Raw genomic sequence first — 19,767 nt, 5'->3', positions numbered from 1 at the left:
TCAGCCCCAGTGCGGCGGCCGCTGCTCCTTGAGCCACCGCTCGCGTGCACGCTCGGCGCTGCGGCGCGTCACCGGCTCGTAGGGCCTCGGGGCCGCCGGCTGTTCCGGCTCGTCTGCCTCCGCGGGGCCGGTCCCGGGCACCGTCACGCGGCGGGCCCCGCGCGGACGCCGGAGCTCTCCGGTATTCGCGGGGTCGCCGGTCTCGGTGGGGTCGCCGGGCTCCGAGGCATGGGTGGTATCCGCGGCATCGGTGGTCTCCCCGGCGGGCGGGGCCGCGTCCGCCGGGCCGTCCTCCTCGCCGGGAGCGCCGCCATCCTGGCGCCCCGCCTCGTGGGCGGCGCGGGTGGGCACCGTGTCGCCATGCGGTCGCTCGTGCGAGTCCGTGGCTCCGCCCTCGGGGAGCCATCCGCCGACGGTCTCGGGATGCGCGGCCTCCGGAAGCGTGGGCTCAGGGTCGGACGTGTACGGGGCGGCTGCGGACGGGATCGCGGTCCCGTCGCCGCCCGCGGTCTCCCGACGGTCTCCGCGCTCGGAGCCGTGAGCCCCGTCATACTCCGTCATAGCGGCACTCCCCTCGTTCTCCCTCTGGCTGCGGCTCCCGCCGGCGGCCGCGCTCCAGGCGGTCCCGGACCCGGAGGCCGCGGGGCCGTGGCGTCCCTCGCGTCCGCCCGCCCAGGCATCGTCGAGGAACCCGGCCGTGCCGTTCTCGTCCGCGTCGGTCGCGAGGCCGAGCTCACCGGCGATCATCTCGGCGCAGCCGCTCGGGTCGGTGAAGACCTCGATGGTCCAGAGCGTGAAGTGCTTCCAGCCGAGGCGCCCCAGCAGCTCGGGCCGCTGACGCGTCCGCTCGCGCACGCTCATCGAGCGGTAGCGGTCGGTGCCGTCGGACTCGACGGCCACGGGGATGCTCGTCTCGTGGTCCTCACGGCCGATTGTCAGCACCGGGTCGATCGCGGCGGCCATGTCCACCGCACCGTCGTAGTGGTGCCAGACGCGGGCCCCGCGCGAGCTCAGGCGGTCCCCCAGGTCCGTGACGAGGGGGTCGGCCCCCAGCGCCTCGGCACTGGCCGCGGCACGGGTGGCCGGGGTCCCGAGCTGGGTGTTGCCGCCGAGCTCGCGGTCGAGGAGCTCGTAGAAGTCCGAGGCGCCCTCGCTCAGGCGCGTCACGTCGAGCTCGGACGGCTGGAAGCAGCTGAGCACATGCAGGCTGTGCCGCGCGCGGCTCATGGCCAGGGCGAAGCGCCGCCGACCGCCGGGCTCGCTCAGCGGCCCGAAGTGGTGCATGGCGCGCCCGTGGGGTGTCCTGCCGAAGCCCAGGGAGAAGATGACGTGGTCCCGGACAAGGCCTCCGGCCCGGTCGATGTGGACCACCCGGAACGGCTCGGTCCCGCCGCTGAAGAAGGCCACGAGGTCGGGATGGTTCGCCATCTGGAGCCTGATCGCCTCGCCGACGCGCGCGGCATGGTGGGCGCTGGCGGTCACGACGGCCAAGGACACGCCGGGCCGGTGCCGGGCGTGGTCGAAGACGAGGTCGACCACCCTGTTGACCTCGGCGGCGACGGACTCGACGCCGCCGTCCTCCCCGCTCGGAAGCCCCGTGCCGTCCGGCAGGTACTCGAGCAGGAACGGCCGGTCCAGTCCGGTCACGCTCGGTCCGTCGGGCAGGCGCCGGAGGCGGCCGGAGTAGAAGCGGCGGCTCAGCTGGAGGTCCAGGTCCTCGTCCACGGACCTGTAGGCGGTGCGCAGGCGCACGGAGGGCAGGACGCGGGACAACGCCGTCAGCGCGCTGTCGACCGAAAGGGCGAGCGGCTGCCCGGCCTGCTGCTCGACCGAGACCGAGAAGGGCCGGGGGTTGGCGACCTGCGGATCGCCGAACGCGAGGATCTGCCGCCCGCGGCCGATGCCGGGCAGGGCGGCCCGCAGCGGCATCGAGTCGGCGTCGAGCAGCAGGACGGCGTCGAACCGGCGGTCCCGCGGCAGGGCCGCAGCAAGGGCGTAGGGGCTGCACATCCACACCGGGACGAGCGGCCGGATGAGCCGGGGCGACTGGCGCTCGAGCGCGGCCAGGCTGATCCGGCCGTCCTTGAGGATCGCGCGCAGCGACTCCGCCTCCCGGGGGTGGCGCTCGATCGCCTCGGCCCACTCGCGGGCCAGGCGCCAGCGCAGCCGCGCGGCACCGCTGGCGATGTGCGCCCGGTCCGCCCGGACGAACTCCGACTCGGCCCGGCGCAGCTGCTCGCCGTCGGACATCGCGAGGTAGTCGTCGCCGCTGATCATGGCCTCGAGCACCGACTGCCACCACGCGAGCTCGAGCTCGGCGGCGACGACGACGGGCGCGACCTCGCGCTCGGTGAGGTCGGCCAGGAGGTCCGTGAGCCCGTGCTCGCGGAGCTCGTCCTCGAGCAGTGTCCGCTCCGGGAGGGAGCGCAGGATCGGAGAGTCCTCTGCCAGCTCGTCCAGCCGGGCGCGCAGCTCGGCGATGTCCGTCTCGAGCAGGCGTCCGCCCAGCCTGGTGGGCGCCACGATGGCCCCGAGCCGCCGCAGCCCGCGCTCCGCGTCCACGTAGGCCTCACGGAGGTCCGCGAGCCCGGACGGGACCGAGGGGTGCCGCTGCGAGGCGGCGCAGGCGGACCAGGCCTCGCGCTGGGACTGGACCAGCACCAGGGAGCTGTGGAGGTCCGCCAGGTGCACCCCGGGGCGCACGTACTCCTTGGCGACCCTGCGCAGGCGGGAACGCTGCAGTGCGGTGATCTCGATCCCGCGCTCACGCCGCCACGCGGCGGGCGCCGTGGCGGCGATGAGGTCCATGACGGGGCGGTCGAAGATGTCCGGGGTGAACTTGTCCAGGCTCTCGCGGACGGCAACGAGGAGCTCGAGCTGGCGGCCCCATCCGCCCACGGTCCGCTCGAGGCGGATCTCGGCGTGCGCGGCCACGGCGTCCATGCGCTCCTCGAGCGCGGGGACCTCGGTGGCCAGTCTGGCCGCCAGTTCGCGGGCCTCTTCGGTCTCGCGTCGGGTGACGAGCCGGGCCCCGTGCCAGGGGCTCTCGGCCGCCGCGCGGCTGAAGCTGCCCAGCTCGGCCGCCCGGCGGAGCCGCTCGCTGAGGCCCGCCCGGTCCCTGATGCTGTCCAGCACACTGCGCTTGAGCCGCACGGTGGTGGCGGGGGCCGGGTGGAGCGAGGTGAGCGCGGCAAGGGACTGCATCGCCTCGTACGGGGAGCAGCCCCAGCGCTCGCGCACGTTGTGGAGGGAGGCCACGTGGTCCATGAGCTGGTGGCGGCGCTCCCGCAGGACCCGGTAGACGCCTTGGAGGCGGGGCTCCTGGGACTTCTCATTGCGGACGATCGAGCGCACGACCTGCTGGCGCAGCTGGCCCGGGGTGACGGTGGCGCCCAGCTGCAGGGCGAGGGAGCCGAGTCCGAGTTCCTCGCAGCGGCGGTGCAGCTCGGCGAGGCTGGCGCGCCGCTCGGCGATGACCAGGACGGAACGGCCAGCGTCGACGAGCGTCGCGAGCGCGTTGAGGGCGGTCTGGGTCTGGCCGGTGCCCGGCGGGGCCTCGACCACGAGCGAGTCGCCGGCGCGCACGGCGTCAACGACGAGCTGCTGGTCCGCGTCGGCATCGAGGACGAGGAACTCCTCCTCGGGGTCGCGCTCGTCGAGGGGCTTGAAGCGCGAGTCGTCGAGCGGCTCGGGGGCGGGGTGCACCGATCCGGAGGTGGAGGCCAGGGCCGCGAGGACGGGGTGCGCGGCGGTGATCGACGGATCCTCGAGGGACTCCTCCAGGTCCGCGAATGTCGAGACGAGGAGCCGGGACTCCACCTGCGCGCCCGCGATGGGAGCGATGAGGGTGCGGACGCGGTCGAGGACCGGCTGGGGGTCGAGGCGGGCCGTGCTGTACGCGAGCTTCTCGATGGCGGCGGCATCGACGTCGATACGGTGGATCGAGCGCAGGTGCCGCACGAGGGCCGGGTTGATCCGGGCCTGCTCCGTGAGCTTGAGTTCGAAGTCGTCCTGCTCGGGCCGGACGGTGAGGGCCACCGCCGCGAGCAGCACCGGTGCGCTTACGCGCCGCGGCTTGCCGCCGACGGCCGAGGTCCAGGTGGCGAGCCCGGCGGCGAGGTGGCCGGCATCGACGCCGCGCTCGTTCGCGAGCTCGTGGGACTTCGCCCTCAGGTTGCGGGCCGCCCGCGCGGCCCGGGTGTAGTCGTGCCGCTCCCGCAGGAGCGTCGAGAGGCGCGTCCGGCGGCCAGCGAGGAGCTGCGCGAGCCCGGAGGCGTGGGCGCGGGTGAGGTCGATGCTGCCGTCGGTCCCCGGGTAGTACCCGAGCATCGTGTCCGGTCCGGTGACGCCGGGCAGCGCGGAGAGCCACGCCTCAAGACGCGCTTCCTCCTCGGGGGACGTCGTCTCGGGCACGTCTTCGCTCTCTTCGCGCTCGTCGGCAGCAGCTGCAAGTGCGCTGGCTCGTTTGCCTGTGGACCATCTCGGCATAGCTTCGAGGTTAGCCTGTCAACCCGTCCACCCATGGGTGCAACGCTGTCGGAGCCCAAATAGGCACCGGCCGGCACCCCTCAGGGGTACCGGCCGGCGACGTGCTGGAGTAGGCGGCGCCGCCTACTCCCACTCGATCGTGCCCGGCGGCTTGCTGGTGACGTCGAGGACCACGCGGTTGACGCCGTCGACCTCGTTGGTGATGCGGTTGGAGATCTTGGCGAGCAGCTCGAACGGCAGGCGCGACCAGTCGGCCGTCATGGCGTCCTCGCTCGAGACCGGCCGCAGCACGATCGGGTGCCCGTAGGTGCGGCCGTCGCCTTGGACGCCGACGCTGCGGACGTCGGCGAGGAGCACCACAGGCATCTGCCACACCTCGTCGTCGAGGCCGGCGGCGGTCAGCTCCGCGCGGCCGATCGCGTCGGCCTTGCGGAGGAGCTCGAGGCGTTCCGCGGTGACCTCGCCGACGATGCGGATGCCGAGGCCGGGTCCGGGGAACGGCTGGCGGCCGACGATCTCCTCGGGGAGTCCGAGCTGGCGCCCGACCGCGCGGACCTCGTCCTTGAACAGGGTCCGCAGCGGCTCGACGAGCTCGAAGCGGAGGTCCTCGGGGAGGCCGCCCACGTTGTGGTGGCTCTTGATGTTCGCCGCGCCCTCGCCGCCGCCGGACTCGACGACGTCCGGGTAGAGGGTGCCCTGGACGAGGAACTTGATCTGCTCGCCGGCGGCGTGTGCCTCGTTGATGATGGCGCGCTCGGCCTCCTCGAACGCGCGGATGAACTCGCGGCCGATGATCTTGCGCTTCTGCTCGGGGTCGGTGACGCCGGCGAGCGCGCTGAGGAACCGCTCCTGCTCGTTGGCGACGTAGAGCTTGACTCCGGTCGCCGCGACGAAGTCGCGCTCGACCTGCTCGGCCTCGCCCTCGCGGAGCAGGCCGTGGTCCACGAACACGCACGTGAGCTGGTCGCCGACGGCGCGCTGGACGAGGGCGGCGGCAACGGCGGAGTCGACCCCTCCGGAGAGGCCGCAGATGACGCGGGCGTCGCCGACCTGGGCGCGGATCCGCTCGACCTGCTCCTCGACGATGTTGCCCGTGGTCCAGTTCGGCTCGAGTCCGGCGACCTCGAACAGGAAGTTCTCGAGGACCTTCTGGCCGAAGTCGGAGTGCTTGACCTCCGGGTGCCACTGGACGCCGCCGAGCGCCTTCTCAGGGTTGACGAACGCCGCGACGGGGGCGCCGGCCGTGGTCGCGAGCACCTCGAAGCCCTCCGGTGCACTCTGGACGGAGTCGCCGTGGCTCATCCAGGTGTTCTGCGTGGCGGGCACCCCGCTGAGGAGGGAGTGCGGCTCGCCGACCGCGGTGGTCACCGTGGCCCCGTACTCGCGCAGACCGGTGCGGGCCACGACCCCGCCCAGGGCGTTGGCCATGGCCTGGAAACCGTAGCAGATGCCGAACGCCGGAACCCCGGCCTCGAACAGGTCTGCTCCGACGCTCGGCGCCCCCTCGGCGTACACGCTCGAGGGGCCGCCCGAGAGGATGATGGCGGCGGGGTTCTTGGCCAGGATCTGCTCGGTGGTGAAGGTGTGCGGGACGATCTCCGAGTACACGTTCGCCTCGCGGACGCGGCGCGCGATCAGCTGCGCGTACTGTGCCCCGTAGTCCACCACCAGCACCGGCCTGTGGGCGGTCTGGGCGCCGTGCTCCTCCGCCGAGGTCTGGGAAGCTGTAGTCACCCGTCAAGGGTACCGGACCACAGGCTCCGGTCCCGGAGCCCTGTGGCCCCCGCCTCACTCCCGCAGCAACGCCACCGGACGCTGCCCAGCCGCGCGGGACCAGCCGCCCGGGGCCAGCACCTCGCGGTGGTCCGCTGCGCCGGGTCAGCGCCGGGTCAGTAGCGCTGGCCGGCGTCGGGGTGCGATTCGAGGTCGCGCTCGGCCTCGGCGTGCATGCGGCGCTCGACGATGAAGCTCAGGAACGGCACCACACCGCCGAGGGCCATGAGGATGAACCGCGGGAAGGGCCACCGCATGAGCGACCACAGGCGGAAGTTCGAGATGAGGTAGATCACGTACATCCAGCCGTGCACGATCAGGATGGTGATCGAGAGGTTCACCCCGCCGACGACCCCTGCGGGCTCGGCATCGGCGAAGCCGAAACCGAACGGCTTCCCCGTGAACGCGTCGGAGCCGCCGGCGTAGAGGAACTGGCCGAAGGCGTAGCGGGCGATCATCTCGGCGCACAGCAGCAGGAGCATCGTGCCGGTGATGTACGCCGCGACCCGGTAGAACTTCAGGGCAGAGCGGATCTGCGCGACGGTGCCTCCGAACCTCCGCTGCCCGGCAGCGCGGCCCAGAGCGGGCTTGGGGTCAATCACGGTTTCCTCCGGTCTCGGAGGGCGCCTTCTCGGCGCCCGGGGTGGGCTTCTCGTCAGGGGCCGCGCCATCACCGGCGGCGGCCTCGGCGGCCGCTGCGTCGGCGAGGGCGTCCTGGGTGCGCTCGTAGTCGTCCCGCACGAGCCTCCACCACAGGAAGATGGAGAACCCGGCGAAGACGACCCACTCGACGGCGTAGAAGATGTTCAGCCAGTTCACGGGCTGCTCCACCGGCTGCGCCGTGATGCTCAGCGGTTCGAGCCCGGGGGTCGCGGCAGCGGAGGCGCCCGACGGCGTGGCCTCCTTGGTCACGCCGACGAACCCGGTGTAGCTGGGCACGTCCCAGATGTTGATGAGCTGGGCCACCGAGAGGGTGGCGATCTGGCCCGCCGCGACGTCCTGCGCGGCCTGCGGGGCCTCGGACGGCTCGAGGCGGCCGGTGAGGGTGAGCGGGCCCGGGGGCGGCGGGGCCGCGTCCTGCGGCGAGGCGATCCAGCCGCGGGCCACCGGGATCACGGCGCCGTGCTCCCCGCCCACTGCGGGCGCGCCGTCGACTGTGAAGGCGGTGACCACCCACCAGCCCTTCTGTCCGTTCTGCAACCGGTCCCGCACGAGCACCTGCCGGCGCGCGTCGTAGGCGCCGCGGAGGGTGACCATCTGGTCGGCGGCAGGGGCCGGGAAGACCTCGCCGGGGCGCAGGACGCCCGTGAGCGGCTTGACGTCCTCGATGGTGCGCGGCGCGGGGGGCGCCTCGGAGACTGAACGGGAGAACTGCCACTGGCTCAGGAGCACGAAGACCCAGGACACGACGAGCGCTCCCACGAGCGCCGCGATCCACTGGGGCTTGAGGGCAGTTCGGAGCACCCGTTAACGGTACTCCGACAAGCTGTAGAAAACGTAAACGCCCTCCGGCGCCGCCGAGCGGGGCCGAAGGGCTCAGGGATCGGCGAAGAGGAGCGCGGAGTTGACGAGCTCGGCGATGATGTCGGGATCGTTCGCGCGGCGCAGGGAGTCGCGGAAGCCCTCCTTGGACAGCGAGCGGGCCATCGTCGCGAGGACCTCGAGGTGCTCGGAGAAGGAGGCCGCCGGCGTCGCGATCAGCAGGACCACGTACGCGGGCCCGTCCAACGCGCCGAAGTCGAGGGCGTGCCCGTACTTGGTGATGCCCACCGCGATCGAGGGCTGGCGGACGTGCTCGCTGCGCGCGTGCGGCAGCCCGATGCCGCCGGGCAGGCCGGTGGCGAGCTGGTGCTCGCGGGCGGCCACGTCGGCGAGGAAGCCCTCGAGGTCGTCGATCCGGTCCTCGGCCGCGAGGCGGCCGGCGAGCTGGCGGGTGGCGTCGGCCCGGCCGTCGGCGACCATCTCCAGGATCACCAGGCCCGGGGTGGTCAGCTGGGCGTCGTAGCGGTCGAACGAACCGGGCAGGGGCATGCGCGCTACTTTACCGGGACGATGTCCTCGGCACCCATCCTCGCGGCCTCCGCGGACTCGTCGTCCGGCTGCTGCTGGCTCAGCCGCTCGGCCTCGACGCGGGCGAGGTAGTGCGCCACCTCGTTGTCCCGCTGGGTCGGGCTCCAGCCGAGGATCGGGGCCATGAGGTCCGCGACGACGGGCGCCGCGGACACGCCGCGGTCCCACGCCTCGATGGAGATGCGGGTGCGGCGCGTCAGGACGTCCTCGACGTGCCTGGCCCCCTCATGGGTGGTCGCGTACACGGCCTCGGCGCGCAGGTAGTCGTCGGCGCCCGGCATGGGCTCGGCGAGCTCGGGGCGCTCCTTGACGAGGGCCAGGACCTCCTCGGTGAGCGAGCCGAAGCGGCGCAGCAGGTGCTCGACCCGGGCCACGTGGACGCCGGACCTGTCGGCGAGGCGGTGGCGCCGGTTCCAGACCGCCCGGTACCCCTCGGCCCCCACGAGCGGGACCCGGTCGGTGCACGAGGGGGCGATCCGCTCGTCCATCGCGCGGGTCGCCTCGTCCACGGCGTCCTTGGCCATGATCCGGTACGTCGTGTACTTCCCGCCCGCCACGACCACCAGCCCGGGCACGGGATGGGCGACGACGTGTTCCCGGCTGAGCTTGGTGGTGGACTCGCTCTCCCCCGCCAGCAGCGGCCGGAGCCCGGCGTAGACCCCCTCGACGTCCTCCCGCGTGAGGGGCCGCTTCAGGACCCGGTTCACGTGCTCGAGAATGTAGTCGATGTCGGTGCTGGACGCGGCCGGATGGGCCTTCTCGAGCTTCCAGTCGGTGTCCGTGGTGCCGATGATCCAGTGCCGCCCCCACGGGATGACGAACAGGACCGACTTCTCGGTGCGCAGGATGAGCCCGACCGTGGACTGGAACCGGTCCCGGGGCACCACGAGATGGACGCCCTTGGACGCGCGCACCTTGAGCTGGCCCCTATCGGTGACCATGCCCTGGGTCTCGTCGGTCCACACCCCGGTGGCGTTGATGACCTGCTTGGCGCGCGCCTCGAACTCGGTGCCGGTCTCCTGGTCCCGCATGCGCGCCCCGACGACCCGCTCGCCCTCCCGCACGAAGTCCACCACGGCCACGCGGTTGGCCGCGTGGGCCCCGTACTGCGCCGCGGTCCGCACGAGGCCGGCCACCATGCGGGCGTCGTCGACCTGCGCGTCGTAATAGCGGACGGAGCCGACCATGGCGTCCTCGCGCAGGCTCGGGGCGGCCCGGAGCGTGCCGCGCCGGAACAGGTGCTTGTGGATGGGGAGCCCGGTGCCGTGCCGTGTGAGCCCCAGCGTGTCGTAGAGGACCATGCCCGTGCCCACGTACGGCCGCTCCCAGAAGCGCCGGGTGAGCGGGTAGAGGAACGGGACGGGGTGCACGAGGTGGGGCGCGATCCGCTGGAGCAGGAGGCCCCGCTCCTGCAGGGCCTCCTGGACGAGGCGGAAGTCCAGCATCTCGAGGTACCGCAGGCCGCCGTGGATGAGCTTCGAGGACCGGGAGGAGGTCCCGGAGGCCCAGTCCCGGGTCTCGACGATCCCGACCTCGAGCCCGCGGGTCGCCGCGTCGAGCGCCGAGCCCGCGCCGACCACTCCGCCGCCGACCACCAGGATGTCGAGCTCGCGCCCCGGCTGGGCCGACTCCTTGAGCCGGGAGAGGGAGGCCTCCCGGAATTCCGGGCTGAGCTGTGCGGTCATCTTCGTGCCCCTTTGCCTCGGCGAGGCCGCCCTGCCGCCAGGACGCCTCTGCGGAACCTGCCTGGTTCCGAGTCTAGGCGCGCCCGCCAAGGATCGTCAGGGGCCGAGCAGGCCCCTCTCGGGACCCAGGACGCCCCTCAGCGCTGGGGTGCGACCACCACGTCGACGCGCTGGAACTCCTTCAGGTCCGAGTAGCCGGATGTGGCCATCGAGCGGCGCAGCATGCCGATGAGGTTGCTCGTGCCGTCAGCGTGGTGGCCCGGGCCGAAGAGGACCTCCGCCATGGGCCCTACAGTGCCGACGTTGACCCGCTCGCCGCGCGGCGTCTCGGGGTGGTGGGCCTCGGCGCCCCAGTGCCAGCCGCGGCCGGGGGCCTCCTCGGCGCGGGCGAGGGCGGAGCCGAGCATGACGGCGTCCGCGCCCATGGCGATGGCCTTGACGATGTCGCCCGAGGTGCCCATGCCGCCGTCGGCGATGACGTGCACGTAGCGGCCGCCGGACTCGTCCATGTAGTCGCGGCGCGCGGCGGCGACATCGCTGATCGCGGAGGCGAGCGGGGAGTGGATGCCCAGCGCGCGGCGGGTGGTCGTCGTCGCCCCTCCCCCGAAGCCCACGAGGACGCCGGCCGCGCCGGTGCGCATGAGATGCAGCGCGGGCGTGTAGCCGGCGGCGCCGCCGACGATCACGGGCACGTCGAGCTCGTAGATGAACTTCTTGAGGTTGAGCGGCTCCTGGTTCTTGGAGACGTGCTCGGCGGAGACCGTGGTGCCGCGGATCACGAAGAGGTCGACGCCGGCGGCGAGGACCGTCTTGTAGTGCTCGAGGGTGCCCGAGGGCGTGAGGGATCCGGCCACCGTCACCCCGGACTCACGGATCTGCGCGAGCCGGGCCGTGATCAGGTCGGGCTGGACGGGGACGGCGTAGAGTTCCTGCAGCCTGCGGGTGACGGCGGGACTGGAGGGCTCGCCCTCGAGGCCGGCGATCTCTTCCAGGACCGGCTGCGGGTCCTCGTACCGGGTCCACAGGCCCTCGAGGTCCAGGACACCGAGGCCGCCGAGCCTGCCCAGGGTGATGGCCGAGGACGGCGACATCACCGAGTCCATCGGGGCGGCGATGACGGGCATCTCGAACTGGTAGGCGTCGATCTGCCACGAGACCGAGACGTCCTCGGGGTCACGGGTCCGGCGGTTCGCCACGATGGCGATGTCATCGAGGGAGTAGGCGCGCCGCCCGCGCTTGCCACGGCCGATTTCGATCTCGTAAGTCACGGCTCCAAGCCTACTGGACCGCGGCGGGCGGTCCCCCGGCCCCCTACAGCGGGCCGAACGGCCAGCGCGGATCGGCCCACTCGGCCGCCATCTGCTCGAGGCTGGTCCGCAGGTCCGCCCGGCGCGCCAGGAGCGCCCGGAACTCCTCGCGGGCATGCTCGTTCCGGTACGCGGGGATGAACAGGACGGCGGCGAGCACCGCGAGCGGGACGATGACTGCCGCGGCAAGCCCCGCCACGGGGCCGGCGGTGGGCTCGAGGCCGGGCTGCCGCAGGACGGCCACGAGCACGAGCACCGCGATCAGTGCACCGGCGCCTCCCCACAGGGCCCAGGCCGCCGCCATGGTCTGCGGAGCACGGGTCACCGCGGGCAGCTTGGTGCGCAGCGGGTGTCGGGCCCAGCGCGCCCGGAGCCCGCCGGCCAGCGCGGCGAGGGCCAGGCCGGCGACGAGGACGCCGGAGCCGCCCGCCGTGGCGCCCGCGGCGAGGAGCACGGCGCCGCCGAGGACGCCCGCCGCGGCCAGGACCCACAGGACGCCGAGCGTGCCCTGCCGCTGGCCGTGGTTCGCGGCCATGATGCGCAGCGCCGTCGGCGACTCGGGGTTCGCGGACCCGAGCTGCGGGTCGAGCCAGTAGTCGAGCGGCTGGCGGCCGCGGTCCACGGAGCTCACGCGCCGAGGGCCGCGGCGAACTCGTCGAAGCACCCGGGGGCGGCGACGGTGCGGGCGGGCGGCCGCTCCTGGCGGCCGACGGCGAGCTCGAACGTGCCGTCCCCCGCGGCCTTGAGGTGCGCAGCCCGCGGCTCGGCACCGGCCACGTGGCGGGTGACCGAGACGGCGGCGGGAAGCCCGTCCGGGGCCGCCTGGAGGTAGTCCCTGGCGACGGCGAGCGCGCCGCGGAGCAGGCCTCCGCCCGGCTCTGCCGGGTAGAACCGCTGGGTGCCGCGCCGGTCCAGATTGACCATCAGCGCCCCGCCGGGGGCGCCGACGCCGAACACCACGCTCTCGGCGCTGGGGGTCACGAGCGCGATCTCGAGCCATTCGTCGGCCGCCAGCAGGATCGCGCCGATGGTCGCGACGGGCTCCTTGAGGACGAGGTCCTCGCCGTCGACCTCGGCCAGCCCGCGCACCACGAGCGTCGTGGTGCCGGCCTGGGTCAGGAGCGCGTTGTCCGCGAAGGCTTCCAGGCGGAAGATCCGCCGGGACATGGCCGTGCCCGGCCCGTTCCCGAAGGAGAGGAGCGCGAGGATCTCGTGGTCGGTCAGCAGCACCGAGGCGTCCTGCCCCGCCGTGCCGGACGCGGGCGCCCGGCCCGCGGTCGTCGTCTCGTTCATGATGCGTCCCCTTGCCTCGTCCATGCTCCCCACCGCAGCCTATCCGCCCCGCCGGCGGCGGCTATCCGCCGAGCCATCCCCAGACCTTCTTCGCCCCGTCCGCGACGGCGTCCACGGCCTTGGAGCCGGCGTCCACGACGCCCTCCACGGCGTCCTTGCCGACGTTGTAGACCGCCTTGCCGGCGTCCGTGAACATCGCGGAGGTGCTCGAGTAGCCCAGGTAGCTCGCGAGCAGCCCCGACCCGGCCCAGACGAGCCCCGCCGCGGCGAACGCCGGCGCCGCGGGGCCGCCCACGAGGGCGCCGGTCGAGAGGACCGCGGTGATCCCGCCGTCGACCGCCTCGTAGGTGTTGTGGTTCGTGATGCCCTCGTAGAGCTGGGCGCCGCCGCCGATGATGCCGAGCACGCTCGCGCCCTGGCCGGCGAGGCGGACCCCGTTCACCGCCTGCATGCCCTTGATGTAGCCGACCTCGGCGAGCTGGCCGCCCTTGGAGGTGACCAGGCCGGCGTCGGCCATCCTCGACACGAGCAGGTCGCCGGCGAACCCGGCGCCCGAGACGGCCGTCGAGACCGCCCCGTAGGGCGGCCAGGCCTGCGCGGCGGCAGCGTCTGCGATGGCCCCGTCGGCCCAGGTGCGGCCGTCGGGGCCCGTACCCGGCCCCGTACCGGACCCCCCGGGCATGCCTGCTCCGGTGCCCTGGGCGTGCATCGACCCGGTGCCGGCCTCGCTCGTGGACTCCTGCGCGGCGGCGTTCTCCCGCAGCGTCCGCGCCGCCTCCTCGAGCAGCCGGCCCACCGCGGTGAGCTGCGGCCTGGTGGCGCGGTTCCACGCGGTCCGGAACCCGTCGGCGTCGCTGCCCTTCCAGGCCTCGGTCCGGGACAGCCCCTGCACCGCGTTCCCGATCCCGGCCAGCTGCTGGCCGGCCCTGCTGAAGCGCTGTGCCAGCGTGCGCAGCTGCTCGGGGTTCGCCCCCTGTGTGATCGCCACCCGCGTTCCCCCTCCCGCCGGCGGCCGTGCGGCCCCCGCCCGCCCCACACTAGCGCCGCGCGGCCCCGCCCTCGATGGGGACAACTCCCCTGCGCGCCCCGCGGCGCCGCGACGCACGACGGCGGCCCTCCCCGCGGGTGGGGAGGGCCGCCGTCGTCTGCGGTCGGCTCGGGCGCCCTGCGGGCTACCGCCGGTAGTTGGGCGCCTCGACGGTCATCATGATGTCGTGCGGGTGGCTCTCCTTGAGGCCCGCCGAGGTGATGCGGACGAACTTCCCCTTGGCCTTGAGCTCTTCGACGGTGTGCGCGCCGACGTAGAACATGGTCTGGCGCAGGCCGCCGATGAGCTGGTGGGCCACCGCCGAGAGCGGGCCGCGGTACGGGACCTGGCCCTCGATGCCCTCCGGGATGAGCTTCTCGTCGCTGGGGACGTCGGCCTGGAAGTAGCGGTCCTTCGAGTAGGAGGTGTTCTTCCCGCGCGTCTGCATCGCACCGAGGGAGCCCATGCCGCGGTAGGCCTTGAACTGCTTGCCGTTCATGAACACGAGGTCCCCGGGGGCCTCGGCGGTACCGGCCAGGAGGGAGCCGAGCATGACCGAGTCGGCGCCCGCGACGATGGCCTTGCCGATGTCGCCCGAGTGCTGGAGGCCGCCGTCGGCGATGAGCGGCACCCCGGCGGGGATGGCGGCCTTCGAGGACTCGTAGATGGCGGTGATCTGGGGCACGCCGACGCCGGCGACCACGCGGGTGGTGCAGATGGAGCCGGGGCCGACGCCGACCTTGATCGCGTCCGCGCCCGCGTCGATGAGCGCCTGGGCGCCCTCGCGGGTGGCGGCCTGGCCGCCGATCACGTCCACGTGGGCGGCGGCCGGGTCCTTCTTGAGGCGGGAGATCATGTCGAGCACGCCCTGCGAGTGGCCGTTGGCCGTGTCCACCACGAGGACGTCCACGCCCGCCTCGACGAGGGCCATGGCGCGCTCGTAGCCGTCCCCGAAGAAGCCCACGGCCGCGCCGACGCGGAGGCGGCCGGCGTCGTCCTTGGTGGCGTTCGGGTACTGGTCCGCCTTCTCGAAGTCCTTGACGGTGATGAGGCCCTGCAGGATGCCCATCTCGTCCACGAGCGGGAGCTTCTCGATGCGGTGCTTGCCGAGGAGGCCGATCACCTCGTCGCGGGCCACGCCGACCTTGGCCGTGATGAGCGGCATCGGGGTCATGACCTCGTGCACCTTGCGCGTGGCGAACTGGTCCTGCGGGATGAAGCGGGTGTCGCGGTTGGTGATGATGCCGAGCAGCTTACGGTGCTCATCGACCACCGGCAGGCCCGAGACGCGGTAGTGCGCGCAGAGGTCGTCGAGCTCCCGCAGGGTCGCCTCGGGGCCGACGGTGACGGGCCGGGTGATCATGCCGGACTCGCTGCGCTTGACCTGGTCCACCTGGTCGGCCTGGTCCTGGATGGAGAGGTTGCGGTGCAGGATGCCGATGCCGCCCTGGCGCGCCAGGCTGATGGCCATGCGCGACTCCGTGACGGTGTCCATCGCGGCGGAGAGGATGGGCATGCCGAGGCGGATGCGCCGGGTCAGACGGGTCGAGGTGTCCGCCTCGGACGGGATGACGTCCGTGGGGCCGGGCAGGAGCAGGACGTCGTCGTAGGTGAGGCCGAGGAAGCCGAACGGATCGTGTGCTGGGGTGGGCGTGGTCATGAGTGCTCCTTGGCCGTGTGCCGGGTGGGCATTGCAGGGGTGCGCTGATGACCAGCCAGTGCTTACGGGACTGGTCTGCTGCGGTGGGTTCTATCGTAAACTTCCCCGGCGCCAGCGCGTATTCCGCGGGGCGGCCCGGGTGAGGAATCGCACACCGCGGGCGCCCGTGGGGGGCCTAGGTCCAGCCGGTCGCGCGGGAGATGCGCTGGTCCAGGATGGAGGACATCGAGGCGGAGTACGTCGCGCTGACGTGGTTGTCGTCCAGGTACACGTACACGTTCCCGATGACCCCCTCGCACTGGCCCTGCGGGCACAGCATGTCGGTCATGTCGATCGGGTGGAGGGTCTTGGGGTACGTCTTCGCGATCGGGACGAGCGGATCTTCGGCCGCGAGGGCCTGGGAGACCGGCACCCGGCAGGACGCCGGGTCGGAGCCGGTCACGCAGTCGGCCATGTTGAACGTGAAGCGCGGGTTGTCGCGCAGCGCGATGACGTCGATGTCCTCGGACTCGAACGTCTTCACGAGGTCCTCGAGGCCCGGCGTCGTGGTCTCCTTCGGGCTCGAGGGCGCCGCGGCCGTCCCGACGAGGATCACGGCGTCCGGCTTGTGGTCCGCGATCTGCTGGACCACCGCGCCGTTGAACTGGTCGCACTCGTCCGCGTCGTCCCCGCGCGGCGGCTGGAACTGGCAGCCGCCCTTGAGGAGCTGGTAGAGGCGCCAGTTGCGCTGCTGGGCGATGGGCGCGAGGGCGCCGAGCCACTGCTGGGCGTGCGAGTTCCCCACCACGAGCACGGTCTTGGACGCGCCGGACGCGCCGACCTGGCTGCAGCCGTGGTCCCGGAGCGTGTCGGAGAGCCCGAGGTCGTCGTCGCAGGGGTCGGGCAGGCCCGCCCAGTCCGAGGGGAGCTGGTCCGCCGCCGGCAGGGGCTTGGCCTGCGGATCGGGGTGGCCGTTGTAGCCGGGTACCAGCACGGCGGCGCCGGGGTTGTCCCGGGAGGCGTTGGCGAGAGCGCGGTGGTTCGCCGCGTCGAGGGAGATCTGCACGCTGCCCACGAGCACGGCCACCGCGGCGCCGCACGCCGCGAGCGAGAGCAGGCCCCGGCGGCGGTTCTTCTCCGGCCAGGCCCAGGCGCGCCACGGGCGGTCGATGAAGCGGGTGGTGAGGTAGGCCAGGATGAGCGAGCCGGCAATCGCCACGCTGCCCGAGAGCCAGCCCATGCGCTCCTTGCCGGTGACGGCGAGGGCGATGACGAGGACCGGCCAGTGCCACAGGTAGAGGCTGTAGGAGATGTCGCCGAGCTTCCGCAGCGGCGGGGTGTCCAGGAGCCGGTGGACGCCGGCGCGGCCGCCGGTGTCGGCGGCCAGGATCACGGCGGAGGCCGAGAGGGTGGGCCACAGGGCCGCGGCGCCGGGGAACATGCCGTCGACCCGCAGGATGAGGCCGCAGGTGACGATCCCGGCGAGGCCCACCCAGCCGGCGATGGCGGCCACGCGGGCCGGCAGGTCGATCCGCTGGGCGACGAGCGCCACGAGTGCGCCCAGGGCGAACTCCCACAGGCGGGCGAACGTGTCGAAGTACGCCTCCGACTGGGACACGGCGGTGAAGTAGACCGAGTAGGCCAGCGAGAGGACGAAGACGGCCCCGAACACCTTCAGGAGCACGCCCCAGTAGTCCAGGGAGCGGGCACGGCACAGGGCCGAGACCGCCACGAAGATCACCGGGAAGACGATGAAGACCTGGCCCTGGATCGAGAGCGACCAGAAGTGCTGGAACGGGCTGGCGAGGGCATGGTCGCCGGCGTAGTAGTCCACCGCGTCCCGCTGCAGGACGAAGTTCTCCACGTAGCCCAGCGACGCCCAGGCCTGCTCGAGCACGGGCCCGAGCCGCGTGGGCGGCAGGAACGCGATCACGGCCACCACCGTGCCGATGATGGTCACCACGGCGGGCGGGAGCAGCCGGCGGAACGTGTGGATCCAGCGCTTGACGAGTCCCACCCGGACGCCGCGGCGGTGCCGGTCGAGGAACTGGCCGGTCATGAGGAAGGCGGAGACGAGCAGGAACACGTCCACTCCCCCGGAGACGCGCCCGAGCCAGACGTGGTAGGCGACGACGAGGCCGAGCGCGACGGCCCTCAGGCCCTGGATCTCCGGCCGGAACCCGCGCCTCGCCGACCGCGAGGTCCCCGGGGACCGCTCTGGCTGACGGACCGGGTCCAGGGTCTCAGGGCGCGCGGGCGTCACGTCGAGGGCCTCCTCAGGGCTGGGCGGAAGCCCCCAGTCTAGACGAGGCCGTGACCTATCACGAAAGGCCCGCCGCAGAAAGACGCTGCCCGAGGATCGTGGCCATCGACGCCGAATAGGTCCTCGTCACGTGGTTGTCGTCGAGGTAGACGTACGTGTTGCCGATGACCCCGTGGCACATTCCGCTCGGGCAGAGCAGGTCCGTCATGTCGATCTGCACGAAGTGCTGCGGGTGGGCGGCCGCGAAGGCGACGAGCGGGTTCTTCGGGGCGAGCAGCGACGACTGGGGGAGGTTGCACTTGGGCGAGGACGCGCCGTTCTGGGCGACGCAGTCGGCCATGTTGAACGAGAACCGCGGGTTGTCGCGGAGCGCGACCACGGTCGAGCCCTTCGCGGTCAGGGCCGAGACGACCGCATCGAGTCCCGGCGAGAGCGTCTCCGCGGGCGACGACGCCGCCGCCACCGTCCCGACCATGAAGACGGTTCCCGGGGGGTTCGCCGCGAGGTAGGCGGCCACGGAGGCATTGAACGCGTCGCAGTCGGTGTTGCCCGACTTCGTGGTCGGGGCGTAGACGCAGCCACCCTTGAGCAGGGAGACGACCCGCTCCCCGCGCTTGGCGGCCACCGGCTCGAGGGCGGCCATCCACTGCTCGGCGTGCGAGTCGCCCACCACCACGATGGTCTTGGCCGCGCTGGCCGTGACGGCGTTCATCCCGCAGACGGCCGCGAGCGACTCGGGGACCTTGAGATCGGGCGAGCACTTCTGGGGCAGCCCGTACCAGTCGGTGGGCACCTTCTGGGCCACCGGGATCAGGCTCGCGGTGGATGAGGCCTTGTCGTCGTAGTCGGGGTCGAGGGCCTCGGCCCCGGGGTTGTCGACGGCGGCCCGCGCCTCGACCTGCTTGGTGGTGGTCTGGACGCTGCCCTGGACCGCAGCGATGGGCGCGACGCCGACGAGCACGCACGCGGCCACCCCGGCGAACCCGTTGCGCAGCCGCTGCTCCGGCCAGCGCCACGCGCGCCACGGCGTGTCCACGAACCGGATGGTGGCCCACGCGAGCGCCACCGAGACGAGGATGGCCAGCGTGCCGAGGAGCCAGCCGGCCTCCTCGCGCTGGCGCCAGGTCAGGGCGATCACGAGCACCGGCCAGTGCCACAGGTACAGGCCGTAGGAGATGTCGCCGAGCTTGCGCAGCGGCTTCGAGGCGAGGACCTGGTGCACTCCGAAGCGGCCGCCGTTCTGGGCCGCGAGGATCACCGCCGCAGCCGAGAGCGTGGGCCAGAGCGCGATGGCGCCGGGGAAGAGTCCCTGGACGTCCAGCACGAGCCCGCAGGCCACGATCGAGGCGACGCCGCCCCAGCCCATCACGAGCGCGGCGCGCCGCCCCACGCGCACCCGGTCGATCGCGAGGGCGAGCAGGCTCCCGAGCGCGAACTCCCAGATGCGGGCCGGAAGGGAGAAGTACGCCTGCACCTGGTCGGCGACCGTGAACCAGATGGAGAAGGCGAACGAGGCGGCGAAGACGGCCGCGAAGCCCACGGTGAGGACCTTCTCGTAGGCGAGGCCCCGGCGTCGTGCGAAGGCGCCGAGCGCCACGAAGACGAGCGGGAAGAGGATGAAGATCTGCCCCTGGATCGACAGCGACCAGAAGTGCTGGAAGGGGCTCGCGAGGGAGTGGTCCTGCGCGTAGTAGTCCACGGCGTCGCTCTGCAGGAGCCAGTTCTCCACATAGCCGAGGGACGCGGCGCCCTCGCGCAGCACGTCCCCCCACCGCGTCGCGGGGAGGAAGATGACGGCGGCGACCACGGTGCCGGCGATGGTCACGGCCGCCGCGGGCAGGAGGCGCCGGAAGACGTGGAGCCAGTGCTTGAGCAGGTGGGTGCGCTCGCCTCGCCGGTGCCGGGCCACGAACTGGCCCGTCATGAGGAACGCGGAGACCATGAGGAACACGTCGACGCCCCCGGAGACGCGCCCGAGCCACACGTGGTAGAGCACCACGAGCGCCACGGCGACCGCCCTCAGGCCCTGGATCTCGGGTCGGAAGACACGCCCCCCACTTGCTTGCCTGTGTCCTTCGGCCACCACGCCAGCCCCACTCCTTCTCGTCAGCCGATTTTCCTGCCCCTCCATTGCGCCCCGCCCACCTGTGCGTTCGCTGTGAGAGGCGTTGCCGCTCCATATGAAAGCACACCCCCCGCGCGCAGCCTCCCCCCATGGACGA

At 72.9% G+C, this 19,767-nt stretch carries 13 protein-coding genes; all 13 read right to left on the bottom strand.

Translation table 11 applies throughout. The annotated features are described in order from the left end of the window. Positions 1-4,488, bottom strand: a complete 4,488-nt coding sequence (locus ACYVKZ_RS03980) for a DUF4011 domain-containing protein (protein WP_460990726.1) — start codon at positions 4,486-4,488, stop codon at positions 1-3. Between the two features lie 123 nt (positions 4,489-4,611). Beyond that, a complete protein-coding gene (gene guaA, locus ACYVKZ_RS03975; protein ID WP_460990964.1) occupies positions 4,612-6,162 on the bottom strand; it encodes a glutamine-hydrolyzing GMP synthase in 1,551 nt (516 codons plus the stop codon). Between the two features lie 215 nt (positions 6,163-6,377). Continuing rightward, complete coding sequence (locus ACYVKZ_RS03970) at positions 6,378-6,863, bottom strand: DUF3817 domain-containing protein (protein ID WP_307004162.1); 486 nt, start codon at positions 6,861-6,863, stop codon at positions 6,378-6,380. Further along, positions 6,856-7,725, bottom strand: a complete 870-nt coding sequence (locus ACYVKZ_RS03965) for an SURF1 family cytochrome oxidase biogenesis protein (protein WP_460990725.1) — start codon at positions 7,723-7,725, stop codon at positions 6,856-6,858. Before ACYVKZ_RS03965 ends, ACYVKZ_RS03970 begins: the two co-directional genes overlap by 8 nt. Positions 7,726-7,797: 72 nt before the next feature. Beyond that, complete coding sequence (locus ACYVKZ_RS03960; RefSeq protein ID WP_460990724.1) at positions 7,798-8,292, bottom strand: PTS sugar transporter subunit IIA; 495 nt, start codon at positions 8,290-8,292, stop codon at positions 7,798-7,800. Between the two features lie 5 nt (positions 8,293-8,297). Continuing rightward, positions 8,298-10,016, bottom strand: coding sequence for a glycerol-3-phosphate dehydrogenase/oxidase (locus ACYVKZ_RS03955; RefSeq protein ID WP_460990723.1), 1,719 nt, complete (start codon positions 10,014-10,016; stop codon positions 8,298-8,300). A 137-nt stretch (positions 10,017-10,153) separates the two neighbouring features. Next, positions 10,154-11,284, bottom strand: a complete 1,131-nt coding sequence (locus ACYVKZ_RS03950) for a GuaB3 family IMP dehydrogenase-related protein (RefSeq protein WP_460990722.1) — start codon at positions 11,282-11,284, stop codon at positions 10,154-10,156. A 43-nt stretch (positions 11,285-11,327) separates the two neighbouring features. Further along, positions 11,328-11,954 (bottom strand): hypothetical protein, encoded by a 627-nt coding sequence (locus ACYVKZ_RS03945; protein WP_460990721.1) that lies wholly within the window; start codon positions 11,952-11,954, stop codon positions 11,328-11,330. Then, positions 11,951-12,616, bottom strand: coding sequence for a hypothetical protein (locus ACYVKZ_RS03940; protein ID WP_460990720.1), 666 nt, complete (start codon positions 12,614-12,616; stop codon positions 11,951-11,953). Before ACYVKZ_RS03940 ends, ACYVKZ_RS03945 begins: the two co-directional genes overlap by 4 nt. Before the next feature lie 61 nt (positions 12,617-12,677). Further along, on the bottom strand, positions 12,678-13,604 hold the full coding sequence (locus ACYVKZ_RS03935; protein ID WP_460990719.1) for a WXG100 family type VII secretion target: 927 nt from the start codon (positions 13,602-13,604) through the stop codon (positions 12,678-12,680). A 184-nt stretch (positions 13,605-13,788) separates the two neighbouring features. Further along, positions 13,789-15,303, bottom strand: a complete 1,515-nt coding sequence (guaB, locus tag ACYVKZ_RS03930) for an IMP dehydrogenase (RefSeq protein ID WP_460990718.1) — start codon at positions 15,301-15,303, stop codon at positions 13,789-13,791. Between the two features lie 175 nt (positions 15,304-15,478). After that, positions 15,479-17,545 carry an acyltransferase family protein gene (locus ACYVKZ_RS03925; protein ID WP_460990716.1) on the bottom strand — a complete coding sequence of 689 codons (2,067 nt, stop codon included), beginning with the start codon at positions 17,543-17,545 and terminating at the stop codon, positions 15,479-15,481. A gap of 58 nt (positions 17,546-17,603) precedes the next feature. Further along, positions 17,604-19,676 carry an acyltransferase family protein gene (locus ACYVKZ_RS03920; RefSeq protein WP_460990715.1) on the bottom strand — a complete coding sequence of 691 codons (2,073 nt, stop codon included), beginning with the start codon at positions 19,674-19,676 and terminating at the stop codon, positions 17,604-17,606. Between the last annotated feature and the right edge of the window lie 91 nt (positions 19,677-19,767).

The organism is Sinomonas soli (assembly GCF_054782415.1).
Note: the sequence above shows the minus strand (reverse complement) of the source record. Positions and strands in the feature narration are given on the sequence as shown.

What these genes read in the sequence shown, in the direction of transcription:
- ACYVKZ_RS03920 (WP_460990715.1), bottom strand. Translation starts at nt 19,676, where the DNA reads ATGGAGGGGCAGGAAAATCGGCTGACGAGAAGGAGTGGGGCTGGCGTG.
- ACYVKZ_RS03960 (WP_460990724.1), bottom strand. Translation starts at nt 8,292, where the DNA reads ATGCCCCTGCCCGGTTCGTTCGACCGCTACGACGCCCAGCTGACCACC.
- ACYVKZ_RS03980 (WP_460990726.1), bottom strand. Translation starts at nt 4,488, where the DNA reads ATGCCGAGATGGTCCACAGGCAAACGAGCCAGCGCACTTGCAGCTGCT.
- ACYVKZ_RS03940 (WP_460990720.1), bottom strand. Translation starts at nt 12,616, where the DNA reads ATGAACGAGACGACGACCGCGGGCCGGGCGCCCGCGTCCGGCACGGCG.
- ACYVKZ_RS03955 (WP_460990723.1), bottom strand. Translation starts at nt 10,016, where the DNA reads ATGACCGCACAGCTCAGCCCGGAATTCCGGGAGGCCTCCCTCTCCCGG.
- guaB (WP_460990718.1), bottom strand. Translation starts at nt 15,303, where the DNA reads ATGACCACGCCCACCCCAGCACACGATCCGTTCGGCTTCCTCGGCCTC.